Genomic DNA, 14738 nt, shown 5'->3' with positions numbered 1-14738 from the left:
GAACCTGTTGAACCTGTTGAACCTGTTGAACCTGTTGAACCTGTTGAACCTGTTGAACCTGTTGAACCTGTTGAACCTGTTGAACCACCACCCGTACTACCACTGGTACTGACAACACTTGCTAAAGTACAAGATGTCGAGGTACTGCTAGTCCCAGACACACAAGACGTAGGCAGGTACTCAGCAGCAACACCAGAACCTTGTGGCGAAGTACACTGCCAACCAACAATGAGATTACTGTTACATTCAGGCACAAACTGAAGCACATTATTACTTCCAAGCTTACCCAGCTTATACTCCACGCTGATAATCCCACCTGATACGGTGACAGCATCAATATAGTCCGTTTCATAGTCGGCTAAATTCAAGCCTAGGCCGGCATCAGTGACTGGAATTTCACCTGACTCCATTAATTCATTAGCCATCTGTAGCTTAACCGGGCTTACCATACTAAACCCTTCAGACACCTTGGCTCTGGTTGTATAGCCAGTGTAAGCAGGTATTGCTATTGCAGCCAACACCCCTACCACGGCTAATGAAACCAAAATTTCTATCAGTGTAAAACCGGAATGACTTTTTTTCATACTAACAGCCTAATTTCTGCAACCACAATTGGTTATTTAATAAACAGTATAATCTACATTGCATAGATTATCGTGCTCCTGCCCTAGGTATCATCCTCACTATGGGAGGTTGCAACCAAATACGAAATAGGCGCTTAGGTATGAAAAAGAGAGACAGTATGTATTTGGCTCAGCATTAGAGCGAAAACAACCACAACCAGCCAAAAAACTTAAGACAATAACGCTTTATTAACTACGAATTCACTTCAATGCAACAGGTAAAATCAGGTACGTTCAAACGGTAGGGCAATCACATCACAAATATTATCGGTTCCTAGCGCCAACATGACTAACCGGTCAAGCCCGATAGCAACCCCTGCACACTCAGGCACACCACTCTGCAATGCGTCCACCAGCAGTTGATCAGTCGGTCTAAGCGGTAAACCTTCGGCTTGGCGCTGCAGGATATCTTGTTGAAAACGACGAGCCTGCTCGTCACCATCAGTCAGTTCAAAGTAACCATTTGCGAGTTCAACACCTGCCACGAATAGCTCAAATCGACAGGCAACTAAGTCCCCTTCAGCATCGAGCGCCGTGCGTGCCAATGCCGCCTGACTCGCGGGATAATCATAAACAAACACCGCCCCACTATCGGCCAACTGCGGTTCGATCACATGGGACATCAACAGATTCAGCCAGTTATCTCGGTTATCGTCCGCCATCTGAATATCGATATGCTGTCGAGTTGTCGCGGCGAGCTCTGCAACAGTGGCCGTTTGAAGGTCTATTTGAAGATATTGCCGAAATAACTCAGCATAGCTGATGCGCTGAAAGTCATTCAGCCCGATAAGAGGGCCCACCAGCATTTCAACCTCATCCATCAACTGATGATGGTCAAATCCGGGCCGATACCACTCTAACATGGTAAATTCTGGATTATGACGCCGCCCACATTCACCGTTACGAAACGCTTTACAGATCTGATAGATCGCCCCGCTTCCTGAAGCAAGTAGCCGCTTCATGGCATACTCAGGCGAGCTTTGTAGATAACGCGCCTGCGCCTGCTCCTGCTGTCCCGGCAAAGGATGATAACGACACTCAATCGCATCGATATAAGGATCACTCACTGCAGCCGACGTCATCAGCGGCGTTTCCACTTCGAGCACATGGCGGGCGGCAAAAAAAGCCCGTATTTGAGCAAATATCTCAGCTCGACGTCGAAGGTTTTCAAGCGGTGCGGTTGCCCGCCACTGTTCACTCATTAAAATCACTCATTAATACAAATCACTGTAGTAAAAACATATCGACTATCAGAGCATCCCTGCGCTCGCGGCATACTGTACATCCTGTACATAAAAACGGCAGCCGAAGCTGCCATTATTGAGGTAATACAAGCGCGTTAGAAACGCGGGATTACTTATGCACGAGAAACGTAATCACCTGAACGGGTATCAATTTTCAAGATATCGCCCTGTTCAATAAACAGTGGTACACGCACCACCGCACCGGACTGCAATTTAGCCGGCTTAGAGCCACCCTGCGCAGTATCACCTTTCAGGCCGGGATCGGTTTCAACCACTTCTAATTCAACAAAGTTTGGCGGTGTAATCGAGATAGGGTTGTTGTTCCACAGCGTCACCAAACACTTATCCTGTTCCTTAAGCCATAGGTGAGCATCGCCAATAGCGGTTTTATCCGCAGCAACCTGTTCATAACTTTGTGGGTCCATGAAGTGCCACATTTCACCATCGCAATACAGATATTCCATATCCGTATCCATGACATCAGCCCCTTCAGCGGTTTCGTTCGACTTGAAAGTACGCTCCCATGTACGACCCGTAATCAGGTTTTTCAGTTTAACGCGGGTGAAAGCCTGTCCTTTACCTGGTTTAACGAATTCAACATCTACCATTGAACAAGGATCACCCTCGATCATCACTTTCAGGCCGTTTTTAAACTGGTTGGATGGGTAATTTGCCATATTGATCTCGAAATAGATTAGACTCAGGTGATCTGTTGCCACCGCAAAATTGACACACATTCTACTTGAAAGGAGAATGCGAGCAAATTTTCCAGCGAAATTATTCAAATATGAATTCAATCATACCATTACCGGACACTTGGCAGACTCTGCTTAGCCAGACGTTAGAGAGTCCGGAAGAGCTGATTCGTTATCTTCAACTGCCAGAAACCCTGCTACAAGGCGCGCAGCGTGGCCATGCCGAGTTTGCCATGCGCATTCCTCGCCCCTGGCTCGATCGCATAGAGAAAGGCAATATTAACGATCCGCTCCTACGACAGGTGTTACCGCTGGGCGAAGAACTGGATGATGTGCCCGGGTTTACGCAAGATCCACTGGAAGAGATGCATAGCAATCCCGTGGACGGATTGATCCATAAATATAAAGGCCGTGTGCTGATCATACTCACCGGTGCCTGTGCGATTAACTGTCGCTACTGCTTTCGCCGCCACTTTCCCTATGCTGAAAACCGTCTCGGGCCGCAGCAATGGCAGAAAATTTTGGCCTATATTTCCGCCGATAGCAGCATTACCGAAGTGATTTTTTCTGGTGGCGACCCGCTAGTTTCCAGTGATACCCGTTTAAAACAGTTTATTTCGGATCTCGAACAGATCCCCCATCTCACTCGGTTAAGGATTCACAGTCGCCTACCGGTAGTGCTGCCGCAACGAATTACCGACACCCTAACATCGATTCTGAACCAGAGCCGCCTCAACGTGGTCACGGTCATTCATAGCAACCATCCACAAGAACTTGATGACCAAGTGGCCTCAGCGATCCAACGCCTTCGCCAAGCGGATGTGACCGTATTAAACCAAGCGGTCCTTCTGCGAGGCGTCAATGACAGCCTGGACATTCTTAAGGCGCTGAGTGAAAAACTATTCAATATCGGTGTATTACCCTATTATCTGTTTACCTTTGATCCGGTCAAAGGTGCGGCGCACTTTGACCTTCCTGATGCGGAAGCAAAGCAGCTATTACGTCAGTTACAGGATCAACTTCCCGGCTACCTAGTCCCCCGCTTAGCGCGAGAGATTCCCGGCCGTGGGGCTAAAACCTTGCTGTTTATCGATCAGGATTAAAAGGCGATGTCACAGAAATACCAACAGCACCCGCTGCAAACAGCCTTACTTTTTCTAGCGGCATTGATGTTCGGTTTTGGTGCCTTAGTTCAGATAGCCGACCAACGAGATAAATCCGCGCAGCAGAGTCCAAAAAGCCTCGACATTCAATATCGTCCAGTCACCACCGCCGGCGATATTCTCCACCTGACAAACCCCACCTCTGCGGTCGCCTACACCTCCGTTGTTTCATTGGCGAAACTGCCTGTCTCAGATAAAAAACAACGTTTTATTGCACTACTGCTGCCAGCTATTCTCATCAGTAAACAGCGATACCAACAACAGCGGCTTAAACTCGCCAGAATCCTCGCCAGTGACCGTCCGACTAGTTTGGAACAGGCTTGGCTGGACCAGATGATGGTGCAATATGAAGCTCAAACACCGGCACAACTTAAGCGACGCATGATTAACCTGCCCAACAGTCTGATATTAGCTCAGGCGGCGCTTGAAACTGGCTGGGGAAGTTCTCGATTTTTTGTTAAAGCGAATAATGTTTTCGGTATCTGGTCATTCGATCCAAAGGAAAAACGGATCATGGCAAGCCAACGGCGAGAAGGTAAGGCGATCTACGTTAAACGCTATGATTCTCTACTAGGCGCGATAGACGACTATTTTTTAACATTGGGAAAGGGCAGCGCCTACACTGAATTGCGTCAAGCTGCACAAAAAAGTCAGGACAGCCTAAAACTCATACACCATTTACATCGTTATAGTGAGTTAGGTGACGAGTATATTCAGCGTTTGGAATCGATTATCCGCCGCGACAAACTAAAAAAATACGATAGTTATAACTTATAACACTGTGACACGTTCACTGGAGCTGACGAGGTTTCATCAATTAACGATCATCTTCGCCACTGACCTGCTGCAACAATTTGTCCAGCGGCTCTGGGTAACCTAACCCGTAACCCTGCCCATAATCCACACCGATATCTCGCAGCATATCGCATATTTCATCATTTTCGACAAATTCTGCGATGGTGGTTTTATGCATTACATGGCCAATATCATTGATCGATTTAACCATTGCTTGATCTAGCTCGTCATCCAAAATGCCTTTAACAAACATACCATCGATTTTAAGGTTATCCACCGGCAGATTCTTCAAATACGCAAAGGAAGATAGCCCACTGCCAAAATCATCTAATGAGAACTGGCAACCATAGGCCTTTAACGCATTAATAAACCTCTGAGCTTCCACAAGGTTCGCAATGGCTGCCGTTTCTGTGATCTCAAACTTCACTTTATAAGGCAGTAAAGTGGAGCTTTCTAGGTGCCGAATAATAGCATCCTTAATGCGCGGATCACCTAGGCTGCCACCGGAAAGGTTAATAGCACAACAACCAAAAGAGCGGCTGAATTGAGTGAAGTTTCGATTTAACCAAGCAAAAGCGTGACTAACGACCCACTCATCAATTCGGCCCGCTAACTGGTAACGCTCCGCAGCAGGCAGAAATGCACCGGGGGGAACAACATTTCCTTCCCGATCCTTCATTCTAAGCAGGATTTCTACATCGGGTTTCAGGCAGCTGTTCTGCAAGGGGACAATCAACTGACCGTAGAGCATAAAACGATTTTCTTCGAGGGCTGCATTAATCTCTGAGACCCAATGCATCTCACCCTCTCGCTGGGCCAACATTTCATTACCCTGGGTATAGAGATGTACCCGGTTACGGCCAGCATCCTTTGCGGTATAACAGGCAGAATCCGCCTGTTTAAGCACTTCGGTTAAATTAGCCGAATGCTCTGTAATAGCGACGACCCCAATACTCACACCGATATTAAAGGCTTGCTGCTCCCAGCAAAATTTAAACTCAGCAATCGAGTCCCGTATATTTTCAGCGACGGTATAGGCTTTTTCGAGTGGACAATTTTGCAACAGTATCCCGAACTCATCCCCCCCTAGACGGGCAAGAGTATCATTCGAGCGCACCTGACTCTGCAGCATTGAGGCAATCTGACGCAACAGCTCATCGCCAGCCACATGGCCGCAGGTATCATTCACAACCTTAAACTGATCTAAATCGAGGAAACAAAAGGCATGCTGACACCCCGGCGGGCGTTGATGCTGAAACATAGCCTGTAAACGCATTTCAAATTCGCGCCGATTAATCAAGCCTGTCAGTTGATCATGACTAGCATGATAGCTCATCTGTTCTGAAATCAGTCGGTTCTCGGTGACATCCAGCAAAGTCACCACATAGTTAGTCAACTGACCTTCAAGATCATAGATCGGCGCGATATTTACTTGCGCCCAATACAGCATGTTCGATTTTTTTCGGTTACCCAGCTCACCACCCCAATTGGGCTGATTGATCAATTGCTGCCAGATATCCTGATATGAAATACCGCCCGGCTGTTTGAAATGCAATATATCAATATGCTTGCCAACCACGTCGTCAAAAGTAAAGCCGGTTTCTTCCGTAAACCGCGGACTTGAATACTCTATCTCGCCATCCGGCAGGGTAATCAGCACCATATTAGGACTAAACTCTACCGCTTTTGAAACCTTAAGTAGTTGCTGCTCAGTCCGGCGACGCTCTTCTACTTCATACTGTAAGGATGCGGTTTTTTCTTTAACCTCCCGACTAATTCGAAGTGTTGTGCCGGTTAGAGAGAGTAGCCAGCCCCCGAGCAATGCCGTAAATAGCATTCCGCCCAATAAAATAATTGAGCTGCTCCATTGTGTAAAATTCACTAGAAAAGCTGGCTTGGCATGATATTCGAACAGATAAATCCGCCCACCCATAAAATATTCACGCGTCCAAACAAGTTCTTCTATCGCGTTTTCAGCTTGCATACCGGTGGGATAAAGCTGGACTGGGTCATCGGTAATATCAAATAGTTGAAGATTAATCTGTTCTGCCAGATCTGCACGATCTTTTAACACCGCGGAGACAAAGTCGCCAATACGATAAACGGCGGCGACAACCCCTTCATCCGACAAACCATTATCAATTCCCCGATGGTCAACATGCAGGTATTCAACGACCCCCCACTGAGCAGCGGACTCCTGAACTAAGCGAATCGGCGCCGTTGCGACCGCACCATTATCCAGCCGCGCTCTGTCTAAAGCTTCCATCGCCACAGGATTACTCGCGATATCAAAACCAAACGCGCGCTTATTCTCGACAAAAGGCACGATATAACTCACCGGATAATAAAACGGTCTCTCGGCAGCGGGTATGAGTTGATCACCTTCTCCAGCTTCGAATATATGTTCCGGCATACCTTCTGTGACTTCATACTTCGCCCGGTTCGCATTAACAATACGCGGCGTCCACTCCAGCGCTTGCAGCTCGGGATAACGCGTCAAAATATGGGCGGTAAAGCGAGCAAAGTCATCTTTATCGATATTATTGCTACTCAAGAAAAGACTACGCAGCGAAAACAGCACTTCTCGGCCCGCCTCCAGTCGATTTTCCATACTCGAATGTAACTGCTCCGATTGTTGGTTAAACTTTAAGCGACGTTCCTGTAGCTCGTAACTTTTCGTTATCGAAAACAACACCACAATCACGACCAACAACCCGGTCAGTGGTAAAACGATCGCGAACTTGCGGGAATATAGAGAGCTCTGTTGCGTGGCAAAAATCGCCATTAAAATAGGTGTAACAACAATGGCCCCGATGCTATCGCCAATAAACCACGTCAGCCAACTAATAAAAAAATGCTCCCAGCCAATCCCCCCGAAGAGCAACAAAATCAATGTAGCGGATAGACTCGCTAATACCGATGCTAAAGGTCCAATAATCAGTAAAAATAGCGTAATTTGCTTCTCGCCAATTAAATTCGGATAACCGCCCATCAATCGATAGACTAACCAAACCGCACTCGCCGCTTCCAACACCGCCGCGCTACTGAGTAACGACATCAAGGCTATCGAGCGAACAAAAGCTTCCACGCTACTCACATCAAGCCAAGTCGTGGCATAAAAGATCATTGAGGCAACAAACAAACCAAAACAGACACGATAACCCCGTAGCAGAACGGCGGTAATCGCTACGCCGGCAGAAGGCCAAACCGCCGAAGCATCACTCGGAGGAATCGATAAAAGGTCTTCTGAAAGAAATGCCAGCAACAGATAAGCAATACCCGGCAAAACATGGGTACAAAACAGACCGGTTATACGATCGAACGGTCTAACAGGAAGGATTGACTGCGACGACATAGGTAAATTGCATTCTCTGTTTAAATACTGGTCGATAAAAATCCTAAAGCAGCGTTTACGCGCTGCTCAGTCGATATTGAGCCAAAACGGACGGATCTGCAAAATAACTTTGTCTAAACCACCGTCAGACGTTGGATAATCCATCCAACAAACCAACACATTTTAAGTGCGAAATACTAAAGCTGATGTTCATCGCACTATAAAGGCGCTAACGAAAACACTCTAATTAAAATGCCAGATATATGCGTTTATACACGCATCATAAACGATGAATCCCTAAATCCATATTAAAACACGGTTAATAGGGCCTACAGGGTAATCATAGGAAGATGATCTGAGCCAAACGACATAAACGAAATAAACGAAATAAACGAAATAACACGATAGAAGAACAGAACAGCAAGGATTAACAAATCCAGTATTCATGTGTTACTCGGTTGTATTACTGAGATATGACGACCGCAGGACAGTGCGGGCGTCAAAATTGAATAGCTTATAGCGCGTTAAGGATTTCTTGGCGGCATCACCGGAAAAGGTGTCACGGTGCCCTTCACTTCAGTAATTTTTGCCGGTCCCTGATGTTTAACCTCGTCAATACGGATGACCGCCTGCATCGGAATATAGCTTCTTTCGACGTCTTCAAACTGTTTTTTTAATTTTTCTTCGGTCGGATCAACAACCATTGCACTCTGACTACCAAAGACGATATTTTCTATCTCAAGAAAGCCCCAAAGATCACTTTGGTAGACATTCTGCGCATAGATCTCGTAGATCTCGTTCTGATTAAGAAATTTTATCCGGTAGATCGGGTCACTTGCCATAGTTCATCATACTCAACAAAAGGGTTTACTGCGGTTATTATGGGGGCGCTTTAGCTGATTACAAGTGATCATCTAGAGCGGTTAAAAACTATGCAGTTTGATTGCCATAAAGTATAATTCCCGCCCTTTTAATTTCTCCAATATGTGAAACAGGTGTGCCATGGCCAAAAAGCTATTCATTAAAACCCACGGTTGCCAGATGAACGAATACGATTCATCGCGAATGGCCGACCTGCTGGGCGAAAGCCATGAACTTGAGCTAACCGACAATCAGGAAGAAGCCGACGTGCTGCTGCTGAACACCTGTTCGATTCGGGAAAAAGCTCAGGAAAAGGTATTTCATCAATTAGGCCGCTGGCGCAAACTGAAAGCGAAGAACCCCGACCTAAAGATCGGCGTGGGCGGTTGTGTTGCCTCTCAAGAAGGTGACGCAATCCTCAAACGAGCGCCCTATGTGGATATGATCTTTGGACCACAAACCCTGCATCGTCTGCCTGAGATGATCGATATCACCAATGCCGGCACCCATAAAAAGGGGATCGTCGATATCAGCTTTCCGGAAATCGAGAAATTCGACCACCTCCCCGCCCCACGGGTTGAAGGTGCCGAAGCATTCGTCTCAATCATGGAGGGTTGCAGTAAATACTGCACTTTCTGCGTTGTGCCTTACACCCGTGGCGAAGAAGTTAGCCGGCCAATGGATGATATTATCGCCGAAGCGGTGGAGCTATCTGAACAGGGGGTTCGCGAAATCCACCTGTTAGGCCAGAATGTCAACGCCTATCGAGGTGACACCCACGACGGTGATAGCGCCGATCTCGCCGAGCTGATTCGCTGCATCGCAGGCATAGAAGGTATCGATCGCATCCGTTTCACCACCTCCCATCCGGTTGAATTTAGCGACAGTTTAGTCGAGGTTTACCGCGAAGTGCCCGAACTGGTGAGCTTCTTGCATCTACCCGTACAAAGTGGTTCAGACCGTATTTTGATGGCGATGAAACGGGGCCACATGGCGCTGGAGTACAAATCATTGATTCGTAAGATTCGCGCCGCCCGCCCAGATATTACCCTGTCATCAGATTTTATTATTGGCTTTCCTGGCGAGACCGAAGCCGACTTCGAAGCCACCATGAACCTGATTGCCGAGATCGGCTTCGATAACTCCTATAGCTTTATATATAGCCGTCGCCCCGGCACACCCGCTGCCGACCTGCCTGATGATGTATCGGAAGAGACTAAAAAACAGCGGCTCAACATTCTACAGAACCGTATCACCCAGCAAGCATTGCAGATTAGCCGTCGCATGGTCGACACGGTGCAGCGTATTCTGGTTACCGATTACTCTCGTAAAGATCCTGGCATGCTGCAGGGACGCACCGAAAATAACCGGGTAGTCAATTTCCGCTGTGATAACCCGGATCAGATCGGCCACTTTGCCGATGTCCGTATCGCAGAGGTCTATACCAACTCCCTATTAGGTGAGTTAGTCGGTTCAGAGCTGGACGGCACACTGCAATAAGCAATAACGGTTAAGCGCTATACTCAGCCCTGCCGAGACGCTAAATTAAACAGATTCGTTATCTTAAGGATTCATTCTTGAATACAGCGCAAACCATTCAGCTCACCCTAGAGCCGGATAATACTCAATCACTCGCGAACCTTTGCGGTCAGCTCGATGAGCATCTGCGGTTGATCGAACAACGGCTGGGCATTGAGATCAGCAACCGAGGCAACCATTTTAAACTGGCAGGCAAATCAAATGTTGTGCGCGCCGGTGCCAAAATGCTCGAACAGCTTTATGAAGACGCTGAAAAGGGTGAACAGATCACCCCGGATCAGATCCACCTATTACTGCAACAATCCGGTATTGAGCAGCTATCAGGAAGTGAACCTGCCCCGGTATATCAGGCCGACATTGCGATTCAAACCCGTAAAACCCTGATTCGTCCCCGTGGACCAAATCAGCAGAGCTATGTCCGTACTATTTTGACCCACGATATTAATTTCGGGATCGGTCCTGCCGGCACCGGCAAAACTTACCTCGCGGTGGCCTGCGCCTGTGAGGCCCTAGAGCGTGAAGAGGTTAGCCGTATTTTATTGGTGCGCCCGGCCGTTGAAGCGGGTGAGAAACTGGGTTTTCTGCCCGGTGACCTCAGTCAAAAAGTCGACCCTTACCTGCGGCCACTCTACGACGCCCTCTATGAAATGCTGGGAATCGAACGGGTCAGCAAGCTAATCGAACGTAATGTGATAGAAGTGGCACCACTGGCCTATATGCGTGGCCGTACCCTCAACGGTTCATTCGTTATTCTCGATGAAAGCCAGAATACCACCCGGGAACAGATGAAAATGTTTCTAACGCGCATTGGCTTTGGCTCAACCGCAGTCATCACCGGTGATACCACACAGATCGATCTACCTAAAGGAGTCCGCTCCGGCCTGATTCATGCTAGCGAAGTCCTCAAGGACGTCAAAGGTATCGGCTTTACCCGCTTTACCGCCAAAGACGTGGTCCGCCATCCGCTGGTCGGCCATATTGTTGAGGCCTATGATCACTATGAACAACATCACGACGATCAGTCCGCTAACCAACAGGGGCGCCGATGACTTACTTTGTTGACCGTCAGTGTCAAATCACCGTTGAAAACCTCCCGAGCGAAGCGCAGCTAACCGCGTGGGTTAGTGCCGCCCTAAAAGGCCGACTAGAGGATGCCGAACTATCGATCCGTATCGTCGACGCCGAAGAGAGCCGGACTCTTAACCATCAATACCGTGGTAAGGACAGCTCAACCAATGTGTTATCCTTCCCATTCGAGATGCCTGAGGGCATAGAACTTGACCTGCTGGGCGATCTGGTCATTTGCGCAGAGGTTGTTGCCCGCGAGGCGGAGCAACAAAATAAGCCACTATTGAATCATTGGTGTCATATGGTCGTGCATGGAGTCTTGCATCTGCTTGGATTCGACCATATAAATAACGCTGAAGCAGAAGAGATGGAACAGCTGGAACGGGACATTCTTGCCGGCTTAGATATACCTGACCCTTATTTAGTTTCTGAATAAGTCTGACACCTAACACACGGAGCACCACATGAGCGAAGAGCGATCGGGACATGGCCAGAATAAATCCTGGCTGGGCAAGCTCTCCCAGATTTTTTCTGACGAGCCGAAAACCCGGGAAGATCTGTTGGCCGACCTAAAAGACGCCACCGATGAAAACGTTCTGGATCAAGAAGCCTTTAGCATCATTGAGGGCGCTATGCAGGTTGCTGACCAGCAGGTACGTGATGTTATGATCCCCCGTTCACAGATGATTTTAGTTGAAGCAGACCAAACTCCGAAAGAGTTTCTGCCCATCATCATCTCTTCGGCTCACTCTCGCTTTCCAGTCATTGGTGAAAACCCCGATGATATTCTCGGAATATTGCTGGCCAAAGATTTACTGCCACTTATTCTCGATGAAAACCACCTAGAAAACTTCGACATTCGACAATACGTGCGTAAAGCGACCTTCATTCCTGAGAGTAAGCGTCTTAATGTGCTGCTCAAAGAGTTTCGAGCGACCCGTAACCATATGGCGATTGTGGTTGACGAATACGCCGGGGTTTCCGGGGTCATTACCATCGAAGATGTGCTCGAACAGATTGTCGGACAGATAGAAGATGAACACGATGTCGAAGATGATGACGGCAATATCAAACCCTTTGACGATAACGGCTATATTGTTAAAGCCCTGACCCCCATCGAAGACTTTAACGAATTTTTTGATATCGGTATGCCGGATGATGATTTTGACACCATCGGCGGTCTGGTTACGCAAAAATTTGGGCACTTGCCCCGTAAAGATGAGAGCGTTGAAATCGATGCTTTTACCTTTAAGATTCTCAGCGCCGATAACCGACGTATTCGCCTACTACAGGTGACTCGTTCAGAGCCGGTCAAACAATAATGACCCATCGCACCCCCAATATATTTTGGCGTGTCCTGCTGGCCACAATAGCTGGCGCGCTTGCGCCACTATCCTTGGCGCCGTTTGACTACTGGTATTTAGGGGGAGTGTCCGTTGCCCTGCTGTTTACACTGCTACACAACTGCGCCCCCCGCATCGGCGGATGGCTCGGCTGGTGTTACGGTTTAGGCTTCTTCGGCAGCGGAGTTTCTTGGGTGTTTGTCAGTATTCATGAATACGGCAACGCATCGACGCTCTTAGCCGGCTCGATGACGGCCCTGTTTGTCGCCGCATTGGCTATTTTATTTGCTATACAGATATGGCTTTATACTCGTCTATTTCGCAACCTAATCGGTTTTTGCGCCCTCTGGCTACTATTTGAATGGCTACGTAGCTGGTTGTTCACCGGTTTCCCTTGGCTCTACCTAGGCTACGGCCTCGTAGACACCCCTCTAGCGGTGTTTGCACCACTAGGCGGCGTCTGGCTACTCAGTCTCTATGTTGTGCTCAGCAGCACCTTAGTGGTTACCTTTTTAAAACGTCTAAAACATCCACTACAGGCTGCTGCTATTCTGATGGTGCTAGGACTCCCCTGGGTTGCGGTTGATCAAAACCAGATTCCCCATAACTGGACCACCGCCGTAGGCGAACCTATTGACGTCATGGTGGTACAAGCCAACATTCCACAACAGCTAAAGTGGCGACCCAGTGAACTTGAGGCAATTTTACAGACCTACACCAACCTCAGTCAGGATAGTGACAAGGTTGACCTACTGATCTGGCCAGAAACCGCCATTCCAAGTTTCTATCGTACCGCTAGCGTGATGCTCAGCCCACTGATAACCCATCTCGAGAACAACAATACCGCTTTGATCAGTGGCATCCCGTCGATCCACCGTGATTCAGATGCTCCTAAAGGGCGGCGATACACCAATAGCCTCAGGTTGTTTGCCGGCGGTAGTGGTAGCTATGATAAGCAGCGCTTAGTGCCGTTTGGCGAATATGTACCACTGGAAAATCAGTTACGCGGTATGATTGATTTTTTCGATCTGCCGATGTCCGAATTTAGCCTTGGTGCACCGAATCAGCCGTTGCTAGAAGCCGCCAACAGTCAGATTGCTCCTTTTATCTGTTATGAGATCGCCTATCCAGAACTGGTGAGAGAACAGAGCTTACACAGCGATCTATTACTCACCGTCAGTAACGACACCTGGTTTGGCCACTCAAGCGCGCCCGCTCAGCATCTACAGATAGCCCAGATGAGAGCATTAGAAACCGGTCGCTGGGTGATTCGCTCAACCAATAATGGTATCAGCGCATTGATTTCACCTGAGGGTAAAATTAACGCAACAATACCTCAGTATGAACAAGCCGTTTTGACCGGTGAAGTTCAGCGTATGCAGGGCCTCACTCCTTATCAGGAGTGGGGCATTAAGCCATTACAGATTGTTATTGGCTTGCTGTTATTGATCGGACTCTTCACTGCTCCACGGAGCAGACTGGCGCGTAAAGGTCTCTGAACCACATTTTGGACAGACCTCTAATCGGCTAGTGCTGGTATGCACTACCGATTCGCCACAGCTAACACAGGTAAAACTCCCCGCGGCGGCTGTGTCGCCCGCATGATAATGATCTTCGCCTTCAGCTAGACGCTGCTCTAATTCGGTAATACCAATGCGGGTTCGATCAGCCAGATCCATCAATTGAGCAGCTACCGTTTGTTCCAGAGCATCCAGATCGAAATTCAACCAGGCAGCAATCCCCTCACCGGTTTCATGGGCGTAATAACCCAACTGCTTGAGATCGCGTTTAAGGTAGGCACTCAATAGATCCATCTCATCACGGGTCATATCTTCAGCAGCTAACTCTAACGCGACCGCTTCTTCAATTTTCTGCTGCAGATAATCCCATGACCAATGCTCTGCGGATTCTAATTCTTGACGTAAACGACCTAATACCCGGTCATATTGTGCACTACTGTCTTTGCCGCGACGCTCTTTATTACCCTTGTTACTCATATCACTCTCCAAAGCGGACTTAAAACTATATGTAGCATTGCATATATTGTATCCTATGCAACACACTTGAAACTAT

The 14738-nt window shown here is 48.0% G+C and carries 13 protein-coding genes; 7 read left to right on the top strand and 6 right to left on the bottom strand.

Annotated elements, in window-relative coordinates; genetic code table 11:
• The 3 genes from ACN0T0_RS03990 to efp form a co-directional block, all read right to left on the bottom strand.
• The coding region (locus ACN0T0_RS03990; protein WP_417223589.1) for a pilin at positions 1-584 on the bottom strand (584 nt) is incomplete at its 3' end.
• A 263-nt stretch (positions 585-847) separates the two neighbouring features.
• Positions 848-1825 (bottom strand): EF-P lysine aminoacylase EpmA, encoded by a 978-nt coding sequence (epmA, locus tag ACN0T0_RS03985; protein ID WP_417223587.1) that lies wholly within the window; start codon positions 1823-1825, stop codon positions 848-850.
• Between the two features lie 155 nt (positions 1826-1980).
• The gene (efp, locus tag ACN0T0_RS03980) at positions 1981-2544 is read right to left on the bottom strand and encodes an elongation factor P (protein ID WP_126157536.1); all 564 of its coding nucleotides are present in this window, start codon (positions 2542-2544) and stop codon (positions 1981-1983) included.
• A gap of 110 nt (positions 2545-2654) precedes the next feature.
• On the opposite strand from efp, the gene epmB reads away from it, so the two are divergent.
• Both epmB and ACN0T0_RS03970 read left to right on the top strand, forming a co-directional pair.
• On the top strand, positions 2655-3665 hold the full coding sequence (epmB, locus tag ACN0T0_RS03975; RefSeq protein ID WP_417223584.1) for an EF-P beta-lysylation protein EpmB: 1011 nt from the start codon (positions 2655-2657) through the stop codon (positions 3663-3665).
• 6 nt (positions 3666-3671) lie between these two features.
• Entirely contained in the window at positions 3672-4502 is an 831-nt protein-coding gene (locus ACN0T0_RS03970; RefSeq protein ID WP_417223583.1) for a glucosaminidase domain-containing protein, read from the top strand.
• A gap of 40 nt (positions 4503-4542) precedes the next feature.
• Here the strand turns inward: ACN0T0_RS03970 and ACN0T0_RS03965 are convergent, their stop codons facing one another.
• Together ACN0T0_RS03965 and ACN0T0_RS03960 are read right to left on the bottom strand one after the other, a co-directional pair.
• Positions 4543-7875, bottom strand: coding sequence for an EAL domain-containing protein (locus ACN0T0_RS03965; protein WP_417223582.1), 3333 nt, complete (start codon positions 7873-7875; stop codon positions 4543-4545).
• A 503-nt stretch (positions 7876-8378) separates the two neighbouring features.
• Complete coding sequence (locus ACN0T0_RS03960; protein WP_417223581.1) at positions 8379-8696, bottom strand: DUF1820 family protein; 318 nt, start codon at positions 8694-8696, stop codon at positions 8379-8381.
• 160 nt (positions 8697-8856) lie between these two features.
• Between ACN0T0_RS03960 and miaB the strand changes: the two genes are divergently transcribed.
• The 5 genes from miaB to lnt all read left to right on the top strand — a co-directional run bounded on the left by miaB (position 8857) and on the right by lnt (position 14164).
• A complete protein-coding gene (gene miaB / locus ACN0T0_RS03955; RefSeq protein ID WP_417223579.1) occupies positions 8857-10215 on the top strand; it encodes a tRNA (N6-isopentenyl adenosine(37)-C2)-methylthiotransferase MiaB in 1359 nt (452 codons plus the stop codon).
• A 77-nt stretch (positions 10216-10292) separates the two neighbouring features.
• Entirely contained in the window at positions 10293-11303 is a 1011-nt protein-coding gene (locus ACN0T0_RS03950; protein WP_417223578.1) for a PhoH family protein, read from the top strand.
• Positions 11300-11758 carry an rRNA maturation RNase YbeY gene (gene ybeY, locus ACN0T0_RS03945; RefSeq protein WP_417223576.1) on the top strand — a complete coding sequence of 153 codons (459 nt, stop codon included), beginning with the start codon at positions 11300-11302 and terminating at the stop codon, positions 11756-11758. The genes ACN0T0_RS03950 and ybeY overlap by 4 nt, the downstream gene beginning before the upstream one ends.
• Before the next feature lie 28 nt (positions 11759-11786).
• Positions 11787-12644 (top strand): HlyC/CorC family transporter, encoded by an 858-nt coding sequence (locus ACN0T0_RS03940; RefSeq protein WP_417223574.1) that lies wholly within the window; start codon positions 11787-11789, stop codon positions 12642-12644.
• On the top strand, positions 12644-14164 hold the full coding sequence (lnt, locus tag ACN0T0_RS03935) for an apolipoprotein N-acyltransferase (RefSeq protein WP_417223571.1): 1521 nt from the start codon (positions 12644-12646) through the stop codon (positions 14162-14164). Before ACN0T0_RS03940 ends, lnt begins: the two co-directional genes overlap by 1 nt.
• Here lnt and ACN0T0_RS03930 read toward each other — a convergent pair.
• Positions 14108-14662: a zinc ribbon-containing protein gene (locus ACN0T0_RS03930; protein ID WP_417223569.1), complete on the bottom strand. Its 555-nt coding sequence runs from the start codon at positions 14660-14662 to the stop codon at positions 14108-14110. The two genes, lnt and ACN0T0_RS03930, sit on opposite strands and share 57 nt — an antisense overlap.
• Positions 14663-14738: the final 76 nt, after the last annotated feature.

The organism is Amphritea sp. (genome assembly GCF_048266285.1).
Classification (GTDB): domain Bacteria; phylum Pseudomonadota; class Gammaproteobacteria; order Pseudomonadales; family Balneatricaceae; genus Amphritea.
Note: the sequence above shows the minus strand (reverse complement) of the source record. Positions and strands in the feature narration are given on the sequence as shown.

What these genes read in the sequence shown, in the direction of transcription:
- ACN0T0_RS03930 (WP_417223569.1), bottom strand. Translation starts at nt 14,662, where the DNA reads ATGAGTAACAAGGGTAATAAAGAGCGTCGCGGCAAAGACAGTAGTGCA.
- ACN0T0_RS03965 (WP_417223582.1), bottom strand. Translation starts at nt 7,875, where the DNA reads ATGTCGTCGCAGTCAATCCTTCCTGTTAGACCGTTCGATCGTATAACC.
- ACN0T0_RS03970 (WP_417223583.1), top strand. Translation starts at nt 3,672, where the DNA reads ATGTCACAGAAATACCAACAGCACCCGCTGCAAACAGCCTTACTTTTT.
- epmA (WP_417223587.1), bottom strand. Translation starts at nt 1,825, where the DNA reads ATGAGTGAACAGTGGCGGGCAACCGCACCGCTTGAAAACCTTCGACGT.
- lnt (WP_417223571.1), top strand. Translation starts at nt 12,644, where the DNA reads ATGACCCATCGCACCCCCAATATATTTTGGCGTGTCCTGCTGGCCACA.
- miaB (WP_417223579.1), top strand. Translation starts at nt 8,857, where the DNA reads ATGGCCAAAAAGCTATTCATTAAAACCCACGGTTGCCAGATGAACGAA.
- epmB (WP_417223584.1), top strand. Translation starts at nt 2,655, where the DNA reads ATGAATTCAATCATACCATTACCGGACACTTGGCAGACTCTGCTTAGC.
- efp (WP_126157536.1), bottom strand. Translation starts at nt 2,544, where the DNA reads ATGGCAAATTACCCATCCAACCAGTTTAAAAACGGCCTGAAAGTGATG.
- ACN0T0_RS03940 (WP_417223574.1), top strand. Translation starts at nt 11,787, where the DNA reads ATGAGCGAAGAGCGATCGGGACATGGCCAGAATAAATCCTGGCTGGGC.
- ACN0T0_RS03960 (WP_417223581.1), bottom strand. Translation starts at nt 8,696, where the DNA reads ATGGCAAGTGACCCGATCTACCGGATAAAATTTCTTAATCAGAACGAG.
- ybeY (WP_417223576.1), top strand. Translation starts at nt 11,300, where the DNA reads ATGACTTACTTTGTTGACCGTCAGTGTCAAATCACCGTTGAAAACCTC.